The 24,952-nt window shown below is 72.3% G+C and carries 18 protein-coding genes; 8 read left to right on the forward strand and 10 right to left on the reverse strand.

Annotated features, from left to right (window positions below; all coding sequences use genetic code 11):
* Positions 1-6: 6 nt before the first annotated feature.
* The 4 genes from RR3_RS05445 (at position 7) to RR3_RS05460 (ending at position 3,195) form a co-directional block, all read left to right on the forward strand.
* Entirely contained in the window at positions 7-624 is a 618-nt protein-coding gene (locus RR3_RS05445) for a TetR/AcrR family transcriptional regulator (RefSeq protein ID WP_003936779.1), read from the forward strand.
* A gap of 24 nt (positions 625-648) precedes the next feature.
* Positions 649-2,070 (forward strand): adenylosuccinate lyase, encoded by a 1,422-nt coding sequence (gene purB, locus RR3_RS05450; protein WP_040273944.1) that lies wholly within the window; start codon positions 649-651, stop codon positions 2,068-2,070.
* 112 nt (positions 2,071-2,182) lie between these two features.
* On the forward strand, positions 2,183-2,761 hold the full coding sequence (locus RR3_RS05455) for a TetR/AcrR family transcriptional regulator (RefSeq protein WP_010593755.1): 579 nt from the start codon (positions 2,183-2,185) through the stop codon (positions 2,759-2,761).
* Complete coding sequence (locus tag RR3_RS05460) at positions 2,758-3,195, forward strand: HIT family protein (RefSeq protein WP_010593756.1); 438 nt, start codon at positions 2,758-2,760, stop codon at positions 3,193-3,195. Before RR3_RS05455 ends, RR3_RS05460 begins: the two co-directional genes overlap by 4 nt.
* 17 nt (positions 3,196-3,212) lie before the next feature.
* Here the strand turns inward: RR3_RS05460 and RR3_RS05465 are convergent, their stop codons facing one another.
* On the reverse strand, positions 3,213-3,398 hold the full coding sequence (locus tag RR3_RS05465) for a hypothetical protein (RefSeq protein WP_010593757.1): 186 nt from the start codon (positions 3,396-3,398) through the stop codon (positions 3,213-3,215).
* A gap of 324 nt (positions 3,399-3,722) precedes the next feature.
* Here RR3_RS05465 and RR3_RS05470 point away from each other — a divergent pair, with 324 nt between their 5' ends.
* Positions 3,723-4,922: a serine hydrolase domain-containing protein gene (locus RR3_RS05470; protein WP_064066170.1), complete on the forward strand. Its 1,200-nt coding sequence runs from the start codon at positions 3,723-3,725 to the stop codon at positions 4,920-4,922.
* A 69-nt stretch (positions 4,923-4,991) separates the two neighbouring features.
* Here RR3_RS05470 and RR3_RS05475 read toward each other — a convergent pair whose 3' ends face one another.
* Together RR3_RS05475 and RR3_RS05480 are read right to left on the reverse strand one after the other, a co-directional pair.
* On the reverse strand, positions 4,992-6,278 hold the full coding sequence (locus RR3_RS05475; RefSeq protein ID WP_234420194.1) for an MFS transporter: 1,287 nt from the start codon (positions 6,276-6,278) through the stop codon (positions 4,992-4,994).
* Between the two features lie 257 nt (positions 6,279-6,535).
* On the reverse strand, positions 6,536-7,042 hold the full coding sequence (locus RR3_RS05480; protein WP_010593760.1) for a MarR family winged helix-turn-helix transcriptional regulator: 507 nt from the start codon (positions 7,040-7,042) through the stop codon (positions 6,536-6,538).
* 529 nt (positions 7,043-7,571) lie between these two features.
* Here RR3_RS05480 and RR3_RS05485 point away from each other — a divergent pair.
* Positions 7,572-9,005 carry a DUF1254 domain-containing protein gene (locus RR3_RS05485; RefSeq protein WP_017680587.1) on the forward strand — a complete coding sequence of 478 codons (1,434 nt, stop codon included), beginning with the start codon at positions 7,572-7,574 and terminating at the stop codon, positions 9,003-9,005.
* 58 nt (positions 9,006-9,063) lie between these two features.
* Here the strand turns inward: RR3_RS05485 and RR3_RS05490 are convergent, their stop codons facing one another.
* The 3 genes from RR3_RS05490 to RR3_RS05500 all read right to left on the reverse strand — a co-directional run bounded on the left by RR3_RS05490 (position 9,064) and on the right by RR3_RS05500 (position 10,629).
* The gene (locus tag RR3_RS05490; RefSeq protein ID WP_017680588.1) at positions 9,064-9,324 is read right to left on the reverse strand and encodes an Ada metal-binding domain-containing protein; all 261 of its coding nucleotides are present in this window, start codon (positions 9,322-9,324) and stop codon (positions 9,064-9,066) included.
* Positions 9,321-10,043, reverse strand: coding sequence for a 2OG-Fe(II) oxygenase (locus tag RR3_RS05495; protein WP_017680589.1), 723 nt, complete (start codon positions 10,041-10,043; stop codon positions 9,321-9,323). Before RR3_RS05495 ends, RR3_RS05490 begins: the two co-directional genes overlap by 4 nt.
* Positions 10,044-10,191: 148 nt before the next feature.
* Positions 10,192-10,629: a MarR family winged helix-turn-helix transcriptional regulator gene (locus RR3_RS05500; RefSeq protein WP_010593764.1), complete on the reverse strand. Its 438-nt coding sequence runs from the start codon at positions 10,627-10,629 to the stop codon at positions 10,192-10,194.
* Positions 10,630-10,705: 76 nt separating this feature from the next.
* Between RR3_RS05500 and RR3_RS05505 the strand changes: the two genes are divergently transcribed.
* Entirely contained in the window at positions 10,706-12,541 is a 1,836-nt protein-coding gene (locus RR3_RS05505; protein WP_064066163.1) for an ABC transporter ATP-binding protein, read from the forward strand.
* Positions 12,542-12,548: 7 nt separating this feature from the next.
* Here RR3_RS05505 and RR3_RS05510 read toward each other — a convergent pair whose 3' ends face one another.
* Genes RR3_RS05510 through RR3_RS05525 form a run of 4 tightly spaced genes read right to left on the reverse strand, consistent with a single transcriptional unit; the run spans position 12,549 to position 16,877 of the window.
* Positions 12,549-13,202 (reverse strand): isochorismatase family protein, encoded by a 654-nt coding sequence (locus RR3_RS05510; protein WP_017680591.1) that lies wholly within the window; start codon positions 13,200-13,202, stop codon positions 12,549-12,551.
* Between the two features lie 28 nt (positions 13,203-13,230).
* Complete coding sequence (locus RR3_RS05515; protein WP_010593767.1) at positions 13,231-14,880, reverse strand: (2,3-dihydroxybenzoyl)adenylate synthase; 1,650 nt, start codon at positions 14,878-14,880, stop codon at positions 13,231-13,233.
* A gap of 15 nt (positions 14,881-14,895) precedes the next feature.
* Complete coding sequence (locus RR3_RS05520; RefSeq protein WP_010593768.1) at positions 14,896-15,666, reverse strand: 2,3-dihydro-2,3-dihydroxybenzoate dehydrogenase; 771 nt, start codon at positions 15,664-15,666, stop codon at positions 14,896-14,898.
* Positions 15,663-16,877: an isochorismate synthase gene (locus RR3_RS05525; RefSeq protein WP_174557549.1), complete on the reverse strand. Its 1,215-nt coding sequence runs from the start codon at positions 16,875-16,877 to the stop codon at positions 15,663-15,665. Before RR3_RS05525 ends, RR3_RS05520 begins: the two co-directional genes overlap by 4 nt.
* A 175-nt stretch (positions 16,878-17,052) precedes the next feature.
* Here RR3_RS05525 and RR3_RS05530 point away from each other — a divergent pair, with 175 nt between their 5' ends.
* Positions 17,053-24,789, forward strand: coding sequence for a non-ribosomal peptide synthetase (locus RR3_RS05530; RefSeq protein ID WP_064066162.1), 7,737 nt, complete (start codon positions 17,053-17,055; stop codon positions 24,787-24,789).
* Positions 24,790-24,952 lie beyond the last annotated feature (163 nt).

Raw genomic sequence — 24,952 nt, forward strand, 5'->3', positions numbered from 1 at the left:
ACAAGGGTGTCGATCGCAGCCACCCCCAAGGGCGAACGGCGCCGCCAGGCGCTCGTCGCGGCGGCGGCCGACCTGATCCTCGAGGGCGGGATCGATGCCGTCCGGCACCGCGCCGTCGCGCACCGGGCCGGACTTCCGCTCGCCTCCACCACGTACTACTTCCATTCCCTCGACGACCTCGTCGCGAGCGCGGTCCAGCACAACGGCCGGCGTGAACTCGACGTCATGCGCTCGCGCGTGCAGTGCGTCCCCCCGAGCGACCGCGGACCCGAGTCCACCGCGGACCTGATCGTCGACCTGCTCGTCGGGCCCGGCGGGGTGGGCGAGATCGAACGCGAGCGTCTCATCGCCCGCTACGAGCGGTGCGTCGCCACCGCCCGCCACCCCGAGCTGCGCGACGTCCAGCAGGAGCTGCGCGCGCAGATCGAGCAGCTGCTCACAGACCTGCTGCAACGGTGCGGACGGTCGGTGCACGAGCCGCAGCTGCGGCGGCTCGTCGCGGTCGTCGACGGTGCCGTGCTCGGCGCGCTCAGCGATCTCGACCCCGATCCGCGGGCCCTCGCGCGGTGCATCCTGCCCGGCGTCCTGGAGGGGGTGGCACCGCCTGCCGAACAGGAGGCGTGACGGGGCGCCGTAAACTGATGTCCTGTGAGTCGCATCCCGAACGTCCTTGCCACCCGTTACGCCAGCCCGGACCTGACCGCGCTGTGGTCGCCGGAGCACAAGATCGTGCTCGAGCGCCAGCTGTGGCTGGCGGTTCTGCGGGCGCAGGCGGAGCTCGGGATCGACGTCCCCCGGGAGGCGCTCGCCGATTACGAGCGGGTGCTCGAGCAGGTCGACCTCGAGTCGATCGCGGCGCGGGAGCGCGTCACCCGCCACGACGTGAAGGCCCGCATCGAGGAGTTCAACGCCCTCGCCGGCCACGAACACGTGCACAAGGGCATGACCAGCCGCGACCTCACCGAGAACGTCGAGCAGCTGCAGATCCTGCGTTCGCTCGAGCACGCCCACGCCCACGGTGTCGCGATCGCCGCGCGGCTGGCCGAGCGCGCCGCCGAGTACTCGACGCTGGTGATGGCGGGCCGGTCGCACAACGTCGCGGCGCAGGCCACCACTCTCGGCAAGCGGTTCGCGTCCGCCGCCGACGAGTTGCTCATCGCGCTCACCCGGTTGCGCGAGCTGATCGCCCGGTATCCGCTGCGCGGCATCAAGGGACCCATGGGCACCGCGCAGGACATGCTCGACCTGCTCGGCGGTGACGCCGACAAGCTCGCGCGTCTCGAGGCGAAGGTCGCCGAGCACCTCGGCTTCGCGAACGTGCTCACCAGCGTCGGCCAGGTCTATCCGCGCTCCCTGGACCACGACGTGCTCTCCGCGCTCGTGCAGGTCGCGGCCGGGCCGTCGTCGTTCGCGCACACCATCCGCCTGATGGCCGGGCACGAGCTCGTCACCGAGGGCTTCCAGCCGGGCCAGGTCGGCTCGTCCGCGATGCCGCACAAGATGAACACCCGTTCCTGCGAGCGGGTCAACGGCCTGCAGGTGGTGCTGCGCGGGTACGCGTCGATGGCCGCCGAGCTCGCCGGCGCGCAGTGGAACGAGGGCGACGTGTTCTGCTCGGTCGTGCGGCGCGTCGCACTGCCCGACGCGTTCTTCGCCCTCGACGGACTGATGGAGACCTTCCTGACCGTCCTCGCCGAGTTCGGTGCCTACCCGGCGGTGATCGAGAAGGAACTCAACCGCTACCTGCCGTTCCTGGCGACCACGAAGGTGCTCATGGCGGCGGTGCGCGCGGGCGTCGGCCGCGAGACGGCGCACGAGGTCATCAAGGAGCATGCGGTCGCCGTGGCACTGGCGATGCGTGAGCAGGGCCGCGAGCCGGACCTGCTGGACCGGCTGGCCGCCGACGAGCGGCTGCCACTGGATCGAGCGGCCCTCGACGCCGCGCTGGCCGACCGGTCGGCGTTCGTCGGTGCCGCACAGGCGCAGGTCGCCACCGTTGTCGCGGCGGTGCAGGACCTCGTCGAGCAGTACCCGGACGCCGCGAAGTACACGCCGGCGCCGATCCTGTAGGGATCGTCCGGGACAAGGCTGCCGGGGGGAGTTGTCAGATGGGGGTAGCCGAAATGCAGGGGAGAAGATGTTGGCCGGGAAGCCGGGTAATGCCGTACGGATCCGGGATGCGGTGCGGACGCGAGCCGCGCTGCTCGACGCCGCGACGGAGGTGTTTCTCCGCGACGGGTACGCCGCGGCGGCGACCGAGGAGATCGTCGCCGTCGCGGGCGTGACCCGCGGGGCGCTCTACCATCACTTCGCGAACAAGCGGGATCTGTTCCGCGGGGTCGTGGAGCGGATGCAGGTGGAGACCGAGGAGACGCTCGCGGCGATCGAGGGCAGCGATCCGTGGGAATCGTTCACCGCCGCGGTGCTCGCCTCGCTCGATGTCGTGTACGACCCGGCGATCCGGCGTCTGCTGCTCATCGAGGCCCCCGCGGTGCTGGGCTGGGCGGAGGTCCGGGAGGGGCACCGCAAGAACACCATCATGATCACCGAGCGCGCGCTGCGGGCCATCGCGCGGCGCAGCGGCGAACCGGCACCGCAGTCGTCGGCGCTGGCGCACATGATCGTCGCGGCCGTCGAGGAGGCCATGCTCTACCTCGCCCACAGCGACGACCCCATCCGCGAACGGCCGGAGGTGCAGGCGCAGCTGCTGCAGCTCCTCGAAGGCGTCCGGCGGCCGGCACCCGTTCAGGAGAGTGCGTGAGCGACTGCGTGTTCTGCGCGATCGTCGCCGGCGCCGCGCCGGCGAGCATCGTGTTGGACGAGCCGGATGTGCTGGCGTTCATGGACATTCGTCCGTTCACACCCGGGCACCTGCTGGTGATCCCCAAGCGCCACGCATCCGGCCTCGCGCACCTCGCCCCACAGGACGGCGCGCGGGTGTTCGACGCGGGCCGGCGCATCGCGACCGCGCTGCGCGCGAGTTCGCTTCCCATCGAGGGGGTCAACCTCTTCCTGGCCGACGGCGCCGCCGCCGGCCAGGAAGTGTTCCACGTGCACCTGCACGTCGTTCCGCGCCGTCGCGGCGACGGTTTCGGACTGCGGGCCGTGCCGCGCACCCCGAACCGCGCCGTGCTCGACGGCACCGCCGAGACCGTGCGGGCAGCGCTGGCCGACGCCGGGGGCAGCCCCGGCTGAGACCGAGTCGTCCGGGCTCAGCCGGCCAGGTCGTCCGGACCCACTTCGTCGTCGCGCCACGCCGACGCGCTGACGCCCTGGCTCGACCGCAGCCACCGGATGCCGGCGGCCAGGGCCAGGACGAGCGAGCCGACGAGGAGGACTGCGCGGCCGGACGAACGCCCGCGCAGCAGGATGGCCGGAGAAGGTGAGGAATCGGGCACCGCACCATCCTGCCTCATCTCGGATGCGACGGACCGGTGCCCGCCGCGGGCCGCGACTGTATTGCCCGCATCTCCCGGGTGCGGGAGACTGTCCGGGGGCGATGGCCCGGCGAGTCGCAGGCGTCCGAGGAGGCGGTCGTGCAGTTCGGATCGTGGCGGTCGACGAGCCGGACGACATGAACGTCGTCGTCGGACAGGTTCGTCGCGACCGTCGGGGATCTGCACGAAGCGCTCGTCGGACTGCCGCGCCCGATCGGCTACCCGCGCGGCCCTGTGCCGCATCGCCGGTACCGCGTGTGCCGCACCACGCGAGAGGAGACGACCGTGTCCGCTCGAATATCCCGGCACCCGGGGATCCACGGATACGCGCGCGACGACTTCGCGGCCGTGCGGCAGGCGTTCGCCGAGAACTTCTCCCACCGTAGGGAGTTGGGTGCCGCATGCTGCGTCTACTACCGCGGGGAGAAGGTGGTCGATCTGTGGGGCGGGGTACGGGACAAGACGACCGGCGCGCCGTGGGAACGGGACACCATGACGCTGGTGTTCTCCGCCACGAAGGGGATGACCGCCGTGACCGTCGCGCTGGCCCATTCCCGCGGCTGGCTCGATTTCGACGAGCGGGTCTGCACCTACTGGCCCGAGTTCGCGCAGAACGGCAAGGAACGGATCACCGTCCGCCAACTGCTGGCCCACCAGGCCGGGCTGTTCGGCTTCGACGAGCCGGTGGATGCCGGGGTCATCGCCGACCCGGACCGGCTGGCCGCGATCATGGCCCGCCAGAGACCGGAGTGGGCGCCGGGGGAGCGCCAAGCCTACCACGCGATCAGCCTCGGCTTCTATCAGGGTGAACTCGTTCGCCGGGTCGACCCGCAGCACCGCACGCTCGGGCAGGTCTTCCAGGACGAGATCGCGACCCCGCTGGGGCTGGAGTTCTACATCCGCCTCCCGGCCTCCGTTCCCGACGCCCGACTTGCCCCGCTGGTGATGCGGAACCCCCTCCTGAATCTCGCCGAGCTGTCGCCGCGGCTGTTTCCGGCGTTCCTGAACAAGCGGTCGGTGTTCTACCGCTCGCTGGTCGCCAACCCGGGAACGCTCGTGGCACTGGACCCGGACACGATCTACGCGCGCGATCTGGAGGCGCCGTCCGGCGGAGGCGTGGGCACGGCACGCGCCCTGGCGCACGCCTACGGTGTCCTGGCCACCGGCGGTGCGGAACTCGGCATGCGCCCGGAAACGCTGCACGAACTGACGGCCCCGCCGGTGCCGCCCCGGGACGGTTTCCACGACGCGTGCATGCTCGGGGACATCCGGTTCGACCTCGGTTTCATGCGCCCGAGTCCCGACTGGTCTTTCGGCGGCCCCCGGTCGTTCGGCGCGCCCGGTGCCGGCGGTTCCTTCGGCTACGCCGATCCGGATGCCGGGATCGGCTACGGCTACGTCTGCAACCGCATGGGCAAGTCTCGGAACGATCCGCGCGACGTCGCCTTACGTGCCGCGATGACCGGCGCCGTCACGTCGGCCTGATCCGGGGCGGTCGCCTACCGGGCGCCGGGCGCATCAACCGAAAGACCCCTCCAGAGAGGGGGTTCGGAGTCAGGCCTTCGACAGCGCCGTCGGGCGGGGTTCGGTGTCGACGCCGGGGATCCCACGCCCGCGCAGGGACGCGCCGGCCGTCTCGGCCACGAAGTACAACGCGACGAGACCGACGACGCACGCGCCCATCATGTAGAAGGCGGGGACGAGGTCGTTGCCGGTCCGCTCCACCAGCCACTCGTTCACCGCCGGGGCGGTCCCGCCGAACAGCGACGTCGAGACGTTGTAGGCGATCGCGAAGCCGGCGAAGCGCACGTGGGTGGGGAACATCGCCGGGAAGGTCGCCGAGATGGTCGACAGCTGCAGCACGTACAGCAGGCCCAGGACCGTGAACGCGACGATGGCCCAGGCGAAGCTCACGGTCATGAGCATGTACATCGGAATCGCGAGCAGCAGCAGCCCGCCCATCGAGATCAGCCACATCGGCTTGCGGCCGATCCGGTCGGACAGCGAGCCCGCGAACGGAATGACCGCCATCATGGCGAGCTGCCCGATGACGACGAGGGACAGCGAGGCGGTGCTCGACAGACCGATGCGGTTCTCGAGGTAGGTCGGCATGTAGCTCAGCAGGGTGTAGTTGCAGACGTTGAGCGCGACGACCAGACCCATCAGCGTCACGATCGGCTTCCAGTACTGCGAGAGCAGACTCCTGAACTGCGTGCCGGTGTCCTGCTCGACCTCCCCCTCGGCCTCGAGTTCGCGGAACACCGGGGTGTCCTCGAGCTTCGACCGCAGGTACAGCCCGACGAGGGCGAGGGGTCCGGCGACGAAGAACGGCAGGCGCCAGCCCCACGTGCTCATGAACGCGTCGGTGGAGAGCAGATCGATGGACAACACGATGAGCGCGCCGAACGAGAAGCCGGCGAGAGTGCCGAACTCGAGGAAGCTGCCGAAGAACCCGCGCTTACGGTCGGGGGAGTACTCGGCCATGAAGGTCGCCGCACCACCGTACTCGCCGCCGGTGGAGAAGCCCTGGATCATGCGCAGCAGCACCAGCAGCAGCGGTGCCCAGAAGCCGATGGAGGCGTACGAGGGAATGGCACCGAGCAGGACGGTCGCCGTGCCCATCAGGATGATCGTCAGCGCAAGCACCTGGCGGCGTCCGAGCCGGTCGCCGAGGGGACCCCACACCAGCCCACCGAGCGGACGTACGAGGAAGGACACGGCGAAGACACCCAGGGTGAGCAGCGTGGCCGATTCCAGATCGCCGGGGAAGAACGAGTCGGCGATGTAGGTGGCGGTGTAGGCGTATACGCCGTAGTCGAACCACTCCGTGAAGTTGCCCATGGCCGAGGCGCTGATCGCGCGCCGCAGATGACCGGGTCGGACCTCGGAGTGCACGTCGGTATCGCCGGTGGGTCTCAAGACACATCCCTTCGTTCGGACAACCGTTCCGGCGTACCCGACGGGCGGCCGTCCGATCCATTCGATGTGCAGTGAGAAGTAGTTTGTTACCCTTCCGTAATGTTTTTCCTGCGGGTTCCCGCATGGTGGGAGTGTGGATCTGCCGATCGACCCCCGGGGAAGGCCCGGATCTCGCGTGCCTAGTGTTGATCGAGGGCGCCGGCGCGCAGCGCGGCGGCATTGATGCGGGTCAGCACGTCGTGCAGTTCCTCGAGCTCGGCGAGGCTCACCCCGAGCCGGCGCACCACCGTTTCGGGCACCGTCTCCGCCCGTTTCCGCAGTGCACGTCCCGCGTCGGTGAGGTCGACGACGAGCTGACGCTCGTCCTGGGGGCTCCGGGTGCGGGTGATCAGACCGAGCGACTCCAGTCGTTTGAGAAGCGGGGACAGGGTGGGCGAGTCCAGTTGGAGGGCCCGGCCGATTCCCTTGACCGACATCGGCGCGTCCCCCCACAACGCCAGCATCACGAGGTACTGCGGGTGGGTCAGGCCGAGCGGTTCGAGCACCGGCCGGTACACCGAAAGGACCGCGCGGTTGGTGACGGACAGGGCGAAGCAGACCTGACGGTCGAGGGCGAGGGGGTCGGCCGTCGCCCTCGACGACCCGGCTTCGGCCCCGGTCGAGTGGGGGCGGGCCTCCGTGCTCATGGCCTCGATGCTACCCAACCGGAACCTGCCGGCGACGGTCGCCGGACGGGCCGCGCAGCGACTCCGGCGCCGGTATCGCAGGCCGACGAGAGATTCCGGCCGGTGTGGAGTCCCCGCGAGGTGGCATCGCCCCATGGGTAATGCCTCCGAAAAGGACTGTCGGACCGTCGATTACCGAATGAACGGGGCCCCGGTCGCCTCGATGCGTGAATCGCACTGCATCACAGAGCAATTCGACCTCCGCGGAGAGACGCCGTGAGACGGTCCGGTTGTGATCCTCGACGCCCGGTTCGCGAAGAACGACTGGTTCGCGGACCACTCGGACAGGCGGAGCGGCGCAGCACGGCGGGCGCCGGAACCCGGGAGCGCCGTGCCGCGCACCCGGGATTCGAGGAACTCCCCACCATCCGGGCAGACGACACGCCAGACTGGATACCACCCGAGTTCGAGAAGTGCTACCGGCCGGAGGAATCGAAGAGCGCCGACGGCGACGAGTTGCGGTCTCGGCCGTGAAGGCAGGAGGAAATCGATGACCTCGCATGCGAACACCACACCTATTCCGCCCGGGATCGCGATGCCGGACGAGGTCCGGACCCGGTTGGGCACGTTGCGATTCTTCGACGGGGTCCCCGACGATGCGGCGACCCGGACGCTGTTCGACAACCTGGACTTCCAGCGGGCGGTCCAGGCGTACCTGCTGGGGCTGGCCCCGGTCGCCGTGGCGGCGATGCGTAAGGCGCTGGTGCAGTGGGGGCCGGTGAACGCCACCCTGGTGATGTGGGCGGACCTGGTCCATCCGCGATTCCTCGGCCTTGTCTACAACACGAGCACCTCGTACCACTACGCCTGGCTCGACCTGCGCGACGGGCCAGTCGTCGTCGAGGTCCCCCCGAAGGTATACGGCGCCGCAATCGATCCCTGGTGCCGGTGGGTGGTCGACGTGGGCCTCACCGGACCGGACCAGGGCCGCGGCGGCCGCTACCTGTTCGTGCCGCCGGGCTACGCCGGGCAGGTGCCGGACGGTGACCGGGTGGTGCGGTCACGCACCGTCGGGTTGTGGGTGGGCTGGCGGGGTTTCCGGGACGAACACGGTGATCCGCGCCCGGCGGTGGAGATGGTCGAGGCGCACACCCGGATTCATCCGCTCTCCCAAGCGGACGATCCCCCGTCGACGCGGTTCGTGAACGTCTCCGCCGAGCCGATGTGCGCCGTCGCCCCGGCCGACTTCCGGTTCTGGGAGATGCTCGACGAGGTGGTGCAGTCCGAACCGCCGGAGTCGGCCGACCCGCTCACCCTGGGCATGTTCGCCTCGGTCGGGATCCGTCGGGGCAGGCCGTTCGCCCCGGACGAGCGGATGCGCGCGATCCTGACCGAGGCGGCGACGGTCGGGGACGCGACCGCCCGCGCGCTGACCTACCGGTTCCGCCACCAGGAGGCGTACTACTACCCCGGCCGCGCCTGGCGCTCGGGCTTCCTCGGCGGCTACTCGTGCACGGAGGACGGGGCGTTGCTGCTCGACGCCGCCGCTCAACTCGACTTCTTGTACGGCAGTACCAGCCCGGCCTTCGATCAGAAGGCGGTCGGGACCGGGTCGCAGTACGCCCTCGCATTCGTCGACGCCACCGGCGCACCGTTCGACGGTGACCGGAGCTACCGGTTGCACGTGCCCCCGCACGTGCCCGTGAACAACTTCTGGTCGGTGCTGGTCTACGACACCCAGGCCCGGTCGATGCTGCAGACCGATCAGCAGTGGCCGTCGGTGACCAGCCAGGATGCGGACCTGGCCGTAAACGAGGACGGCTCGGTCGACGTCCACTTCGGGCCCGAACGACCCACCGAGGACTGCAACTGGATACAGAGCCTGCCCGGCAGGGGCTGGTTCGCCATGTTCCGGCTCTACGGGCCTCTGGAGCCATGGTTCGACAAGACCTGGAGGCTCCCGGACATCGAACCGGTCGGGTAGCGACCGGGCCGACGGGCACCGCTTCGGCGGGTACGCGGCGCAGAACGCGAACTGCCGCTCATCCGGCTCGGTCCGCCTTCCATGTCCGGTGGCGATCCGGCAGGCACACCGCGCACGGGCGGTAGCCGGCTGCGACGGCGTCGGATTCGCCGGCAAAGAAGACCCGGTCCCGGACGTAGCCGCCGCGCGCGATCGCCCGCCGCGCCGCGCGGCAGTCGAGTCGTCCGTAGATCCGGCCGCGACGGTGGCCGCCCAGTGTGCCGGGGGCTGCGCTGAGGTGGGGACGTCCGTCGCTCCCGACGAGCGTGTAGTGGGTCACCGTGCGTCGTGCAGGACGAGGCCGAGGGTGTGGCGGACGCCGGCGCGGACGGTGCTGACCCCGTGCCGGACGGGGGAGCGGGTCCAGCCGCGCGTGGATCGGGTGGGCCGGTCGCGGGTCGTGAAGATCAGGGCGTGACCTTGCTGCAGCACCGTGGCGGTGCCCCGGGACTGCGCGCGGGCGCGTTGCTCGACGAGGAGGAACTCGCCGCCGAGGTGGTCGTGGCCGGGCCGGTCGAGGCCGATCACCACCTGCAGCGGGAACACCAGGTCGCCGTAGAGGTCGCGGTGCAGGGCGTTCCAGTCGCCGGCGGTGTAGCGCAGCAGCAGGGGCGTCGGCTCGGTCTGTCCCGCGGCGCGGCAGGCGTCGAGCCAGTCGCCGAACTCGTCGGGCCACGGCGCGGGGTCGCCGAGGCGCTGTGCCCAGTCCCGTGCGACGGGCAGCAGCCGGTGGTAGAACGCCGCGCGCAACCGGGTGATGCCCTCGGGTACGGGACTGCCGAAATAGCGGTAGGTGCCTTTGCCGAAGCGATACCGCGCCATGTCGATCGTGCTGCGGAAGCGGCGTTCGTCGTCCCACATCGCGGTGACGCGTGCGCACTCGTCCGCGGTGAGCAGCGGCCCGGTCTGCGCGCACCCCGTCGCGTCGAGCTCGGCGACGAGCGCCGGCCAGTCCTGAGCCTCGACCCGCGCGGTGAGCGAGTCGGTCCGGTTGGTCATCGTTCCTCCTCCGGCCGGGCAGTCCACCCCGTAGACGCTCGTCGGGCGGGAAACGTGAGATCCGGCCGGGAGGTTCTCGCGGCGAACGGGAGGAAACCGGCGACGCCACTCGCGCGTTGCCGCGACAACCTCCCGCTCGTCGCGGCAGTCACCCGTCGGCGAGCTTGGTGAGCAGGCGGGCGAGTTCGGTGCGTTCGGGGCCGTCGAGACGGGCGAAGAACTCGGTGGCCTCGGCGTCGCGCGCGGCATCGAGTTCGGCGGCGATGCGGCGGCCCTCGTCGGTGAGGTGGACGCACACGGCGCGACGGTCGGCGGGGTCGGCGACGCGGCGGGTCAGGCCGCGGGTCTCGAGCCGGTCGATCACCTCGGTGGCCGAGCGCGGCGCGATGCGCAGCGCCTTGGCGACGTCACCGAGGCGCAGCGGCTCGGGGGAGTGCCCGACGACGTGCAGCGCGCGGTGCTCGTGCGGGGACAGCTCCCACGGACCGAGGGTGGCGTGCCAGCGGCGGCGCAGCGTGCGGGTGGCGGTCATCAGCAGGTCGCGCAGCGCCGGGTCGGTGGGGACGTCGGACATGATGCGGATCATACCTCACTTGACGGTTGCCTCTTAGTGAGGCAACCTCAACAAGTACGTTTCGTGCCTCACGAAGGAGGTGACGGGCATGATGCAGCCTCCGCCCGGCGGCGGGCCGGGACCGATGCGGCACGCCAAGCCCGACCCGCGCGACCGCGCCCAGCTCGAGGAATCCCCCGTGAGCGTGCGCCGCATCGGCGCGCTCTTCGCGCCCTACCGCTGGCAGGTTGCGCTCGTCGTCGGGCTCATCGTGGTCTCGTCGGTGATCACGCTCGCCAACCCGTTCCTCGTCCGCACCCTCATCGACCACGCGATTCCCGACCAGGACGTGCCGCTGCTGCTCGGCGCCGTCGGGGCGATGCTTGCCGTCACCGTCGTCGCCTCGATCCTCGGCGTGGTGCAGACGTGGATCTCCACCACGGTGGGCCAGCACGTCATGCACGACCTGCGCACCCGCGTGTTCGACCATCTGCAGCGGCAGTCCCTCGGCTTCTTCACCCGCACCCGCGGCGGGGAGATCCAGTCCCGGCTGACCAACGACATCGGCGGCATGCAGAACGTCGTCACCTCCACGGCGACCTCGATCGCCTCCAACGTCACCACCGTCGTCGGCACGGCCGTCGCGATGGCGGTGCTCAGCTGGCGGCTGTCGCTGCTGTCCCTGCTGGTGCTGCCGCCGGCGATCTGGCTCACCCGCAAGGTCGCCCTGATGCGCCGCGAGATCACCACCGTGCGCCAGCGTCGGCTCGCCGACATGCAGACCCAGATCGAGGAGAGCCTCTCGCTCAGCGGCGTCCTGCTCGGCAAGATCCTCGGCACCGGTCCCGCCATGTCGGAGCGCTTCGCCCGCACCTCCACCGAACTCGCCGACCTCGAGGTCCGCTCCCAGTTGTCCGGGCGCTGGCGCATGGCCACGATGAACATCGTCTTCGCCGCCATCCCGGCCCTGCTCTACCTCGTCGCCGGCCTGCCCGCGACGTCGGGCGGGATGACGATCGGCACCCTCGTCGCGTTCACCGGCCTGCAGGCCACCCTGTTCCGGCCGCTGATGAGCCTGCTCGACGTGGGCGTGTCGGTCACCGGGTCGCTGGCGCTGTTCAGCCGCATCTTCGAGTACCTCGACTTGACCGTCGAGATCGGCGAACCCGCGAAGCCGGTGCACCTGGACCTCGGGCGCGTCGCCGGCGCCGTGCGGTTCGACGACGTCCGCTTCCGCTACGACGGTGCCGACCGGGACGCGCTCGCCGGCATCACCCTCGACGTGCCGGCGGGCTCGCACGTCGCGCTCGTCGGCGAAACCGGTTCAGGAAAAACAACTCTCGGGTCGCTCGTCGCGCGACTGTACGACCCCACGTCGGGGCGGGTGACGATCGACGGCGTCGACGTGCGCGACCTGCCGCTCGCCGACGTCGCGAGCCTGGTCGGTGTGGTCTCCCAGGAGACGTACCTGCTGCACGCCACGGTCCGGGAGAACCTGCGTCATGCCAAGCCCGACGCGACCGACGCCGAGATCGAGCAGGCCGCGCGCGCCGCGCACATCCACGACCTGCTGTGCTCGCTGCCGGACGGCTACGACACCGTCGTCGGGGCGCGCGGGCACCGCTTCTCCGGCGGCGAGAAGCAGCGCCTCGCCATCGCCCGCACCCTGCTGCGCGCCCCGCGCATCCTGGTGCTGGACGAGGCGACCAGCGCCCTCGACAACGAGACCGAACGCGCGGTGCAGGCCGCGCTGGACGCGGCCCGCCGCGATCGCACGACCCTCACCGTCGCGCACCGCCTCTCGACCGTCCGCGACGCCGACACCATCGTCGTCCTCGACCGCGGCCGCATCGTGGAGCAGGGCAGCCACGACGAACTGCTCGCCCGCGACGGCCGATACGCCGCGCTCGCGGCCCGCACACAACCACAGGAAGTCGGCGTGTGACCGCCGCTCAGCCGGACACCGAAAGGGCGCCGGTCCGCAGGCGCCGCACCGCGTCCGCCGCCGGCACCACGGCGGCGCATCGCGCCGCGAGGTACTGCAGCGCCTCGGTGTGCTCCCGCCGGGAGAAGTCCGCGACCCCGTCCGCGACGACGAAGACCTGCACATCCCGCATGAACCCGTCCAGCGCGGTGCTCAGGCACCCGATGTGGGCGTAGACGCCGGTCACGACGAGCTGGTCCCGGCCCCACGCGTGCATCCGCTCCCGCAGGTCGGTGCGGATGAATGCGCTGTAGCGCCACTTGGTGAGCTGCACGTCGTCCTCGCGCGGCGCGAGTTCGGCGACGACGGACGTCAGAGCCGGGTCGTCGGCCAGGCCGGGACCCCAGAAGTCGGTGAGCAGGGCGCGCTCGGCGGGATCCTGATCGCCCGGCTGGGCGGTGTAGACGACGGGAATGCCCGCCTCGTACGCCGACTGCCGGATCGTATCGATGTTCGGCACCACCGTGGCCAGCGGATCCGCCGTGCGGTCGAACGCGCGGACGAAGTACTCCTGCATGTCGTGCACGAGCAGCACCGCCCGCCGCGGATCGATCGTCCAGTCGACGGTGTTCTCCGGCAGGTCCGTGGGCATCGGATAGGAGACGGACTTCGGCAGGGCCATGGCGGGATTCGCTTTCTGTCGTCGGGGATCAGTGCTGCAGGGTGGCGGCGAGCGCGCGGCGCAGCTCGGCGCGGCTGGTCTTGCCCACTCCGGTGACGGGGAAGGCGTCGACGAGGACCACCTTGTCGGGGATCTTGTACGCGGCCAGGCCCCGTTCCCGCAGGAACGCCTTCAGCGCCGGGGCTTTCGGCGTGGTCCCGTCGGCCACGACGAACACGCACGTGCGCTCCCCGAGGTAGGCGTCGGGCACGGCGACCACCGTGGCGTCCAGGACGTGGGGGTGGGCGAGCAGGTGGTTCTCCACCTCTTCGGCGGCGATCTTCTCGCCGCCCCGGTTGATCTGATCCTTCGCGCGGCCCTCGACGACGACGTAGCCGTCCTCGGTCAGGCGCACGAGATCGCCGGTGCGGTAGAACCCGTCGGGGGTGAACGCCGTCGCGTTGTGCTCGGGCGCGGCGTAGTAGCCGCGGATCGTGTACGGGCCGCGGGTGAGCAGGTGGCCCGTCGCGCCGGGGGCGACGGGCCGATCCTCGTCGTCGACGATCCGGATCTCGTCGTGCGGGCTGATGGGACGGCCCTGCGTGCCGACGACGGTGGTGTCGGGGTCGTCGAGCCGGGTGTAGTTGACCAGGCCCTCCGCCATCCCGAACACCTGCTGCAGGGTGCAGCCGAGTTCGGGCGTCACCCGCGCGGCCGCTTCGGCACCGAACTTCGCCCCGCCGACCTGCAGGACCCGCAGCGACGACAGGTCCCGCTCGGTGCGGGCCCGCGCCGCGAGCCACGCCAGGGCGAGCGGGGGCACGAGCGAGGCCATGGTGATCCCCTCCCGCTCGATCAGCTCGAAGGCGGTGTCGGGGCTCGGGTCCGGGGCCAGCACGACCGTGCCTCCGGCGTGCAGGACGCCGAGGATCCCGGGTGAGCTCATCGGGAAGTTGTGTGCCGCCGGCAGAACCACGAGCATCCGGGTGCCGGCGTCGACGCCGCAGATGCGGGCCGACTCGCGCACGGAGTACAGGTAGTCGGTGTGGGTGCGCGGGATCAGCTTCGGTGTGCCGGTCGTCCCACCCGAGAGCTGCAGGAACGCCACGGATTCCGGGTCGACGTCGGCGCACGCGTCCGGCTCGTGTGCGCGCAGCGCGTCGAGCGCGGTGAACTCCTGCGCGTCGCCGGCGACGATCACGACCGGGGGCCGGTCGAGAGCCGCGCACACCTGCCGGGCCAGCGCCCGGTAGTCGATTCCGCCGTGCTCGCCGGCGATCACGTACGCGGCGGCGTCGGTGAACCGGCAGAAGTACCCGATCTCGGCGCTGCGGTGCGCGGGCAGCGCGAACACCGGCAGCGCACCGAGACGGAACACCGCGAAGACCACCTCGGTGTACTCGACGATGTTGGGTAGCTGCACCAGGACCCGGTCGCCGCGCTGCACCCCGGCCGCCGCGAGGCCCGCGGCGATCCGGTCCGCCGTGTCGGACAGCTCGCGGTAGGTGATCCGTCGCTCGGTGCCGTGGGCGTCGCGGCCGACGAGCGCGACGCGCTCGCCGTGACGGTCGGCCCGGCCGGACAGGAACCGGACGAACGTCTCGTCCGTCCAGTAACCCGCGGCGCGGTAGAGTTCCGCGAACTCCCGCGGGTAGCCGGCGGTGGCGGCCAGGGGAGTCCGGGTGGCGGCGATCGTCACGGGGGTCCTTTCGGGTCAGGCGCGCAGCGTGGCGCCGCCGTCGACGTACAGGGTCTGCATGGTGATGTGGCGGGCGCGGTCCGAGAGCAGGAACGCGACGGCGTCCGCGATGTCGGCGGGCTCGGCGATGCGGCCCAGCGGAATACCCACCTTGAACGAGGTCGCGTCGCCGTCGATCGCGGTGCGGGCACCCGCGTCGTCGCCCGGATCCGGCCACAGGGACCGTTGCATCGCGGTGTCCGTGGAACCGGGCGCGACGACGTTGGCGCGCACCCCGAATCGGGCCAGCTCGAGACCGAGCACCCGGACGATCATGTGGGCGGCGGACTTCGACGCCCCGTAGGCGCCCATCCCGACGCGGGGCACCCCCGCCGAGTTGGAGCCGACCGTGACGATCGCGCCGCGGCGACGTTCGCGCATTCCGCGGCCGACGACGCGCAGCACGTTGACCAGGCCGGTGACGTTGACGTCGAACATCTTCCGCCACTCGGCGGGATCGCAGTCGAGCACCGATCCGGTGGTGAACACACCCGCGACGTGGGCCAGCGCGTCGACCGGCCCGTGCTCGGCTTCCACCCGGGCGACCGCCTCGGCGACGGCGGCCGCATCGCACACGTCGAGACCGTGCACGGGAGCGGGCACGTCGAGCAGCGCGGCGGTCTCGGCCAGGCCGTCGAGATCCCGATCGGCGAGGACGACGCGGTGCCCGGCCCCCGCGAGGGTGCGGGCGGTGGCGCGGCCGATGCCGTGGGCCGCGCCGACGACGAGGGTGACGGACCGGCTCATCGTCGCACCTCGAGCGCGTCGAGCACCGTGCCGAACTTCGTTGTGGTCTCGGCGAGTTCGTCGAGTGGATCCGAACCGGCGACGATGCCGCCGCCGGCGTGGGTGGTGAGCGTGGTGCCGTCGGCGTCGAGGACGGCGCAGCGGATCGTCACCATCCATTCGCCGTCACCGTCCCGGTCGGCCCAGCCCACGGCACCGGCGTAGAAGCCGCGGTCGCCCTCCAGTTCGCGGATCAGTGCCCGGGCCGCGGCGGTCGGCGTGCCGCAGATCGCGGGGGTCGGATGCACGACCAGAGCCAGGTCGAGCGCGGTGACCGACCGGTCCCGCAACCGGCCGGCGATCGGGGTGCCCAGGTGCCAGAGCTGCCGGGTGCTCGTCAGCGTCGGCGTACGGGGGATGTCGAGGTCGGTGCACAGCGGGTCGAGGCTCGCCCGCAGGGCCTCGACGACGTGGGCGTGCTCCGCGTGGTTCTTCTCCGATGCGGCGAGGCGTTGCGCGGTGCGCCCGTCCACCTCGGGGTCCGGATGCCGGGGCGCGGACCCGGCCAGCGGATGGCATGTGACGAGGTCGCCGCGGCGCCGGACGAGCACCTCGGGGCTGGCGCCGACGAGGTGCCGACCGGTCCACGCCCCACCGGCGGCGGTGAGATCGACTACGAAACCGTTTCCGGCGGGATCGTTTCCGGCCAGCCGGGCGAGCAGCGACATCGGGTCGACGGGTGTGTCCGCCCGCAGGAGCAGCGCTCGGGCCAGCACCACCTTCGCCAGGTCGTCGGCCGGGTCGCGGAGTTGCCGCAGCGCCGTGGCCACCCGGTCGAGGTGTTCGTCCTCGGCGGGCAGTGTCGCGGCGATCCGCACCGGCGCGAGCGGGACGGCGCCGTCCCCGACGGGGTCCGGCTCGTGCCGCAGCGCGACGGGCGCCGTGAGCGCGGCGCGGTGATCGGGAGCGAACGGTAGCGCGCCGACGACGGCCGCCACCGAGCCGGCGCGCAGCGCGGCCGCGGCCTCGCCGGCCGAGTCGAACCGGACATCGACGCCCTCCGCCACGACGGTGCCGTGCGGACGCGACAGCACGAACGGGGCGGCGGCCGTGACCTGCCGCGAGGCGGCGGTATCGACTTGCCGCGAGGCGGCGGTATCGACTTGCCGCGAGGCGGCGGTATCGACTTGCCGCGAGGCGGCGGTGCCGCGGGCGGCGACCGGTGCTTGCATGTGCACAGACCTCTCGTAGCGGTGACAGGGGCGGTCGTGGTGCCGTGCACCCGACCCAGCAGAACATATACGGTTAGCCTAACCTTTGGTATCGTCACGTTTCGCGCCGGACCGGCTTCACCGCTCGTGATGCGATACGGCACAGTCGAATTCGACCGTAGAAAGGGGATCGATCGTGCCCACGTCCGGCCTGTCGACCTCGGAGTTTCCGCTGACGCGAGCCCAGTCCGGCGTGTGGTTCGCCCAGCAGCTCGACCCCGCGAACCCCGTCTTCAACACCGCGGAATGCGTCGAACTCCGCGGCGAGGTCGACGTCGCCGCCCTGCTGCGCGCGGTCCGGGAGACCGTCGCCGAAGCCGAGGTGCCGACCGCGGCCTTCGCCGTGCAGGCCGACGGATCGGTCGTCATCCGTCCCGGTGCACACGCGGCGCCGGAGCCTGCCGTCGTCGATCTGCGCCGCGAGCCCGACCCGGAAGCGGCCGCGCAGCACTGGATGCGCGAGGACCATACGCGCGTGCTCGACCCCGCACGGGAACTCTGCCTGCGCGCCGCCGTGCTCCGGCTCGACGACCGGCACACGGTTCTCTACCTGTGCATCCATCACCTGGTGATCGACGCCTACGGCTTCGGCCTGCTCACCCGGCGCATCGCCGAGCGCTACACCGCCGACGTGCTCGGGCGCCCGGTGCCGCCGGCGAGGTTCGCCCCGCTCGCCCCCGTCGTCGCCGAGGAGGCCGCCTATCGCGCGTCCGCGGACTTCGCCGCCGACCGGGACTTCTGGGCCGGCTACCTCGACGGCGCCGAGGACGCCGTGGCCCTCGCCGACGGTCCCGGCGGCATCGCCGTCCGCTGCCGCGGCGTGCGCCTGACCCTGACCGCCGAACAACAGCAGGGACTCTCGCGGCTCGGCAAGGCCACCGGGGCGAGCTGGGGCGACGTCGTCACCGCCGCCGTCGCCGCGTACCTGCGGGCCGCGACCGGACGCGGCGACGTGATCGTGGGATTCCCGGTGATGAACCGGCTGGGCAGCGCCGCGACGACCGTGCCGATGTCCGCGGTCAACGTCGTACCGCTGCGCCTGCGCCCCGAACCCGCCCGCACCCTCGCCGACCTCGTCGGCGACGTGCGCGCCGCGGTGGCGAACTGCCGTCCGCACCACCGCTACCGCGGGGAGGACATCCAGAACGACCTGCGCCTGCCCGCCGGCTCGCGCGGTGTCGTGGGGCCGTCCGTCAACGTCAAACCGTTCGGCGACCGGCTGCGTTTCGCGGACCTGCACGCCGCGGTGCATTCCGTGGCCCGGGGCCCGCTGCAGGACTTCATGGTCACCGCGCGGCCGCTCGACCACACCGGCGGCCTCGAGATCTGGGTGGACGCCGACGCCGACGCCTACACCGCCGACGACCTCGAGCGGCACGCCCGCCGGCTCGAACTCCTTCTCACCCGGGTCGCCGCGCTCACCGACCCGCACCGGCCGCTGGCCCGGCTGCAGATCCTCGACGCCGACGAGCGCCGCCGCCTCCTCGGCGAGCACAGCGGCGACGACCTGCCGGTGCCTGCGGGCCTCACGCTGCCGGACCTGCTGGCCGCCCAGGTGGCCCGCGACCCGGACGCACCCGCGGTGCGCGATGCCGCCACCGCACTGACCTTCGGCGAACTGGCCGCGCGTTCGCGCCGACTCGCCCGGCACCTCCTGAGCGCCGGGCTCGGCCCGCAGCGGCGCGTCGCCGTCGCGCTGCCGCGCCGCACCGACACGCTCGTCGCGCTGTTCGCCGTCCTCGAGGCCGGCGCGACGTGCGTCCCGCTGGACCCCGACCATCCGGCCGAGCGACTCGCGCACGTGCTCGCCGAGACCGCGCCCGGTGTCGTGCTCACCGGCGGCGACGTCGCCGCACGTATCGCCGAGATCGCCTGCGCCGCGAGCCTGCCCGATCCGGTGAACCTCGACGAGCTGGACCTGCCCGGTTACGCCGACGAGCCGCTGACCCGCGCCGAACGCGGCCGACCGCTGCACGAGCTCGACGTGGCCTACCTCATCCACACCTCCGGGTCGACCGGCCGGCCCAAGGGCGTGGAGGTCCCGCACCGCGGGGCCGTCAACCTGTTCCACAGCCACCGCGCGCGCGTCTTCTCCCGGGCCCGCGCCGAGGCCGGCCGCGACCGCCTGCGGGTCGGGCACGTCTGGTCGTTCGCGTTCGACGCCTCGTGGGGCCCGCACCTGTGGCTGCTCGACGGGCACGAGCTGAGCATCGTCGACGAGACCACGCAGCGCGACCCGCACCGGCTCGCCGAACTCGCCCGCAGCGAGGGGTGGCACTTCGTCGAACTGTCGCCCGCGCAACTCGAGCAGATCGTCGAGGCCGACCTGCTGCGCGACGTGCCGACCCTCGGGTTCGGCGGCGACGCCGTCACCGACACCCTGTGGCGACGCCTGCGCGACCGGGACGGCGCCGCGTTCAACTTCTACGGCCCCACGGAGGGCACCGTCGACGTCCTCGTCGCCGAGGTGGGGGACGCGGCGGAACCCGTGATCGGCCGGCCGGTGGCGAACCTGCGTGCCTACGTGCTCGACGCCGCGCTCGAGCCCGTCCCCGAGGGGGTGGACGGCGAACTGTACGTCGCCGGTCCCGGCGTGGTGCGCGGCTACCTCGGCGCGCCCGGCGCGACGGCGGCGCGGTTCGTGGCGAACCCGTTCGGCGACAGCGAAACCCGCATGTACCGCACCGGCGACGTGGTGCGGTGGACCGCGGGCGGCCGCCTCGCCTACCGCGGCCGCCGGGACGACCAGGTCAAGATCCGCGGCTTCCGCGTCGAACTCGGCGAGGTCGAGGCGGCGCTGCAGGAGTTGCCCGGCGTCACGCGGGCCGTCGCCGGGGCGCGTCCCGACGCGACCGGCACCGCGCGGCTCGTCGCCTACCTGGTCGGCGGCGACGGCGACCCGGCGGCGGCCCGCGAGCACGTGGCGCGGCGGCTGCCGGCGCACATGGTGCCGTCGGCGTTCGTGTTCCTCGACGTGCTGCCGCTCACCTCGAACGGCAAGGTGGACCGCACGTCGCTGCCGGAACCGGACTTCGGGACTCTTGTCGGCGGGCGCGCGGCCGCCACCGAACGCGAACGCGTGCTGTGCGCCGCGTTCGCGGACGTCCTCGGCCTCGACACCGTCGGCGTCGACGACGACTTCTTCCTCCTCGGCGGTCACTCCCTCGCGGCGGCCAAGCTGATCGCGACGGTCCGCGACACGCTCGGCGTGGAACTGCCGATCCGCACCGTCTTCGACCACCCGACCGTCGAGGCGCTCGCCGCGCAGTGCCCGGACGGTGCTGCAGCGCTGCGGATCCCGCTGCGACCGGTCGAGCGCGGCGACCGGGCACCGCTGTCGGCGGGGCAGCAGCGGCTGTGGTTCCAGTTCCGCCTCGAGGGGCCGAGCCCGACCTACAACGTGCCGCTGACGCTGCGCCTGCGCGGTGTCCCCGATCCGGCGGCGCTGCGCGACGCGGTGCGCGCGGTCCTCGACCGGCACGAGGTCCTGCGCACCGTGCTCGAGGACCACGACGGCGTCGGCATGCAGCGCGCGCTCGCCGCACCCGAGGTGCCGTTCACCGCCCGCACCGTCCCGGCGTCCGGCCTGGACGCGGCGGCGGCGGCCGAGGCGCGGCACGCATTCGACCTCGAACGCGAGATCCCGATCCGGGTGGCGCTCTTCGACGACGGAGGCGCGGAGACCGTGCTGCTGGTGCTCGTGCACCACATCGCCGCCGACGAGCTGTCCGCCCCCATCCTGCTGCGCGAGCTCGGCGCCGCGTATGCCGCCGCGGCCGCCGGACGCTCCTGGACGCCGGCGCCGCTCCCGGTGCAGTACGCCGACTTCGCGGTATGGCACCGCGAGATCCTCGGCGGCGCAGACGGACTCGCGGACCGGCAGCTGGACTACTGGCGCGCCCGGCTGGACGGGATGCCCGAGGAGCTCGCCCTGCCCACCGACCGGCCGCGTGGGGTGACCGCCTCGTTCGTGGGCGGCACGGTCGAGCAGCCGGTGTCCCCGCACGTCGCCGACGCACTGCGCGCCGTCGCGCGCGCGGCGAACGTCACGATGTTCATGCTCGTGCACACCGCCGTCGCCGTCGCACTCGCACGCAGCGGCGCGGGGGAGGACCTCCCGATCGGCTCGCCCACCGCGGGCCGGCCCGCGGCCGAGCTGGACGGCCTCGTCGGGTTCTTCGTCAACATGGTGGTGCTGCGGACGGACCTGTCGGGTGACCCCACGCTCGCCGACCTGCTCGCCCGGGTCCGCAGCACCGATCTCGACGCCTACGCGCATCAGGACCTGCCGTTCGACCGTCTCGTCGAGGCCCTCGAGCCGGCTCGCAGCGCCGGCCGGCATCCGCTGTTCCAGGTGCTCGTGCAGCATCGCACCCCGCCCGTCGTCGACGCCTTCGCCGGTCTGGAACCGCGCGTGTCCACCGTCGACACCGGCGCCGCCCTGTTCGACCTGACCTTCGACGTGATCGAGGACGTGGACGGTGGCCTACGGGTGCGGGTGGAGTACGCGCGGGACCTGTTCGACCCGACCACGGCCGACGCGCTGGCGGGGCGCGTGGTGCGCGCCTTCGACGCCCTCGGGACGGATCCGCAGACCCGCCTGTCCGCGCTCGACCTGCTCTCCGACGACGAACGCGACCGCCTCCGCTCCGGCAGCCCGTACGTATGTATGGACGAGATCGAGGACGTCGGGGCGGGCACCCTCGGCGACCTGTTCACCCGCCAGGCGCAGCGCACCCCGGAGGCGACCGCGCTCGTCACCGGCACCGAGACGCTGACCTTCGGGCAAGTGCACGCCCGCGCCGGCCGTCTGGCCCGCTACCTGATCGGCCGCGGCGTGGGACCGGAGACCGTGGTCGCGCTGATGCTGCCGCGCGGCACGGACGCGATCGTCGCGGCCCTCGCGGTGTGGCAGGCCGGCGGCGCCTACGTGCCGGTCGATCCCGGGTACCCGGTCGAGCGCGTCGAGCACATGCTCGCCGACTCCCGGCCCGTGCTCGTCCTCGACGAGGCCGCGCTCGCAGCGGTGGACCCCGCGCTCCCGGCCGGTCCGCTCGAGCCGGGCGAGCGTCCCGGCGCCGTCTCCGGCGACGGCGCCGCGTACATCGTCTACACCTCCGGCTCGACCGGCCTCCCCAAGGGCGTCGTGGTGCCGCACCGGGGTGTGGTGAACCTGGTCGCGACGCAGCGTCGCCGGACCGTCGGCCGCGCGGAGGACCGGCCGCTGCGGGTGCTGCTCACCTACGCGCTGTCCTTCGACTCCTCGATCGATCCGTTGCTGTCCATGCTCGCCGGGCACACGCTGTACCTGCCGGACGCCGATCTGCTCGCCGACGCCGCCGCCACCGTGGACTACGTGCGCGCCCACCGCATCGACGCCGTCGACTGCGTACCGTTGCTCATGACCGAACTGCTCGCCGCCGGGCTGGTCGAGCCTGCGGCGCCGCACCGCCCGCGCCTGCTCGCCGTGGGCGGCGAGGCCGTGTCCGCGGACCTGTGGTCGACGCTCGGGTCGATCGACGGGGTGCGGGCGCTGAACATGTACGGCCCCACCGAATGCACGGTCGACGCCACCATTGCCGAGATCCGCGGAGTGCGCCCGCACATCGGGACGCCGATCGACGGTGCCCGGGTGTACGTGCTCGACGACCGCCTGCGCCTCGTACCGACGGGCGTGGCCGGGGAACTGTACGTCGGCGGGCCCGGCGTGACCCGCGGCTACCTGAACCGGCCCGGCCACAGCTCCACCCGGTACGTGGCCGATCCGTTCGGTGCCTCCGGAACCCGGCTCTACCGCACCGGCGATCGGGTGCGGTGGCTCGACGCGGGCGGCGACCGTCCGGTCCTCGAATATCTCGGCCGCAGCGACGATCAGGTCAAGATCCGCGGGTTCCGTATCGAGCTCGGCGAGATCGAGACCGTGCTGTCGGCGCATCCGTCGGTCGCGGGCTGTGTGGTCGTGGCACGCGAGGACGAACCGGGCCGGCGCCGGCTCGTCGGCTACGTCGTCGGCGATGCGACCGACCCGGAGGTGTTGCGGCAGCATATGTCCCGTCGCCTGCCCGAGCACATGGTGCCGGCCGCGGTCGTGGTGCTCGACGAGTTCCCGACCACCCCGAACGGCAAGGTCGATCGGCGGGCGCTGCCCGCTCCGGTCTTCGCGCCCGCCGGTGCGCCGCGCGCCCCGGCGAACGACCTCGAGCGGCGCCTGTGCGTGGTGGTGGCGGAGGTGCTGCACCTGGACGCGGTCGGGCCGGACGACGACTTCTTCTCCCTCGGCGGCGATTCCATCGTCTCGATCCAGCTCGTGTCGCGTGCTCGCGCGGCGGGACTGCGGTTCGCCGCGCGCGACGTCTTCGAACACCGCACCCCGGCGGGCCTGGCCCGGATCGTGCAGGTCGACCCGGTATCGGAGGCGACGGATCGGACCGCGGCCCTGGGTCTCGTCCCCGCGACCCCGATCGTGCACGACCTCCTCGACCGTGGCGGCCCCTACCGGAGATTCGCCCAGTCCCGGCTGCTGATCGCACCCCCCGGCCTCGACCTCGCCACCCTGGCCGGCGCGGTGGGCCGGGTGCTCGCGGGGCACGACGCGCTGCGTGCCGTCTTCGATCCGGTCGCACGGACCTTCGACGTCCGTGCCGCGGACGTCGTAGATCCGGCCGCGCTTGTCAGACGGGTGGACGTCCGGGGACTCGACGAGCGGGCGCGCTCGTCGGTGCTGTCCGAGGAGACCGACGTCGCGTGCGCCGCCCTCGATCCCGAGGCCGGCGCGATGATGCGGCTGGTCTTCTTCGACACCGGGCCGGACCGCCCGGGCCGGGTCCTGGTGGTGATACACCACCTGGTGGTCGACGGGGTCTCGTGGCGGATCCTGGTCCCGGACCTGGCCGCCGCCTGCGAGGGCGTCGAACCGGACGGCGGGGGAACACCGCTGCGGGCATGGGCGCGGGGACTGCTGGAGCAGGTCCCCGCGCGGCGCGGCGAACTGGCGTTGTGGCGCCGCGTCCTCGAACCCGCCGGGTGCGTGCGAATTGCCGGGCGGGACGTGGACCCGGTGCGTGACACGCTGGCCACGGTCGCGCGGGTGCAGGTGGAGGTCCCGGCGTCGGTGACCGAGGCGCTGCTGACCACCGTGCCGGAGCGGTTCCGCGCGGGTGTCGACGACGTGCTGCTGACCGCGTTGGCGCTGACCGTGCGCCGGGCGTGCGGCGGCGGGCCGGTCCCGGTGGACCGGGAGGGGCACGGACGTGAGGAGCAGGTGGTGCCCGGCGCCGACCTGTCCCGCACCGTCGGCTGGTTCACCACCCTGTATCCGGTCCGTCTCGACGTGTCGGCGGTGGACCTCGCCGAGGCCTTCGCCGGTGGGGCCGCCGCCGGTGCGGCGCTCAAGCTCGTCAAGGAGCAACTGCGGGAGATCCCGGACAGCGGAATCGGATTCGGCATGCTCCGTCACCTCGACCCCGACTCCGCGGCCGAGCTCGGGGCCGGACCGGCACCGGAGATCGGGTTCAACTACCTCGGCCGGCTGACCCTCGGCGACGGGACCGGCGCGCCGTGGACGGCGGCTCCGGAAGCCGGCGTGCTCGGTGGCGCCACCGACGAGGCGATGCCGGTGAGCCACGCGATCGAGGTCGGTGCCGTCACCGAGGAGACGCCGGCCGGGCCGGTGCTCCGCGCGACGTGGGGGTACGCCACCGGCGTCGTCACGGCGACCGTCGTCGCCGAGCTGGCACACGGCTGGGTCGCGGCGCTGCGTGCGCTCGCCGACCACGCCGCGCGCGACGACGCGGGCGGCTTCACGCCCTCCGATCTGACGCTGAGTGGTCTGGACCAGTCCGAGATCGACGAGTTCGCCCTGGAGTTCGGGTGAGTGTCTGTGCGCTGGGCCGGCAGGCGCGCCCGCAGGCCACCCCTGGCCGGCCCTGCGCACCTGTTCCTCACGATGCTGCGGTCGACCGACCCCGACACAGCCGGGCAGGACCGACCCCTACGCCGTCGTGCGCGAACTGCGACGCGCACTCGACCGTCGGGTC

The organism is Rhodococcus ruber NBRC 15591, from assembly GCF_001894945.1.
In the GTDB taxonomy this organism is placed as follows: domain Bacteria; phylum Actinomycetota; class Actinomycetes; order Mycobacteriales; family Mycobacteriaceae; genus Rhodococcus; species Rhodococcus ruber.

Coding starts and splice junctions, on each gene's coding strand:
- RR3_RS05475 (WP_234420194.1), bottom strand. CDS start 6,278: ATGGGCAACTTCACGGAGTGGTTCGACTACGGCGTATACGCCTACACC.
- RR3_RS05480 (WP_010593760.1), bottom strand. CDS start 7,042: ATGAGCACGGAGGCCCGCCCCCACTCGACCGGGGCCGAAGCCGGGTCG.
- RR3_RS05485 (WP_017680587.1), top strand. CDS start 7,572: ATGACCTCGCATGCGAACACCACACCTATTCCGCCCGGGATCGCGATG.
- RR3_RS05495 (WP_017680589.1), bottom strand. CDS start 10,043: ATGACCAACCGGACCGACTCGCTCACCGCGCGGGTCGAGGCTCAGGAC.
- RR3_RS05500 (WP_010593764.1), bottom strand. CDS start 10,629: ATGATCCGCATCATGTCCGACGTCCCCACCGACCCGGCGCTGCGCGAC.
- RR3_RS05505 (WP_064066163.1), top strand. CDS start 10,706: ATGATGCAGCCTCCGCCCGGCGGCGGGCCGGGACCGATGCGGCACGCC.
- RR3_RS05510 (WP_017680591.1), bottom strand. CDS start 13,202: ATGGCCCTGCCGAAGTCCGTCTCCTATCCGATGCCCACGGACCTGCCG.
- RR3_RS05520 (WP_010593768.1), bottom strand. CDS start 15,666: ATGAGCCGGTCCGTCACCCTCGTCGTCGGCGCGGCCCACGGCATCGGC.
- RR3_RS05525 (WP_174557549.1), bottom strand. CDS start 16,877: ATGCAAGCACCGGTCGCCGCCCGCGGCACCGCCGCCTCGCGGCAAGTC.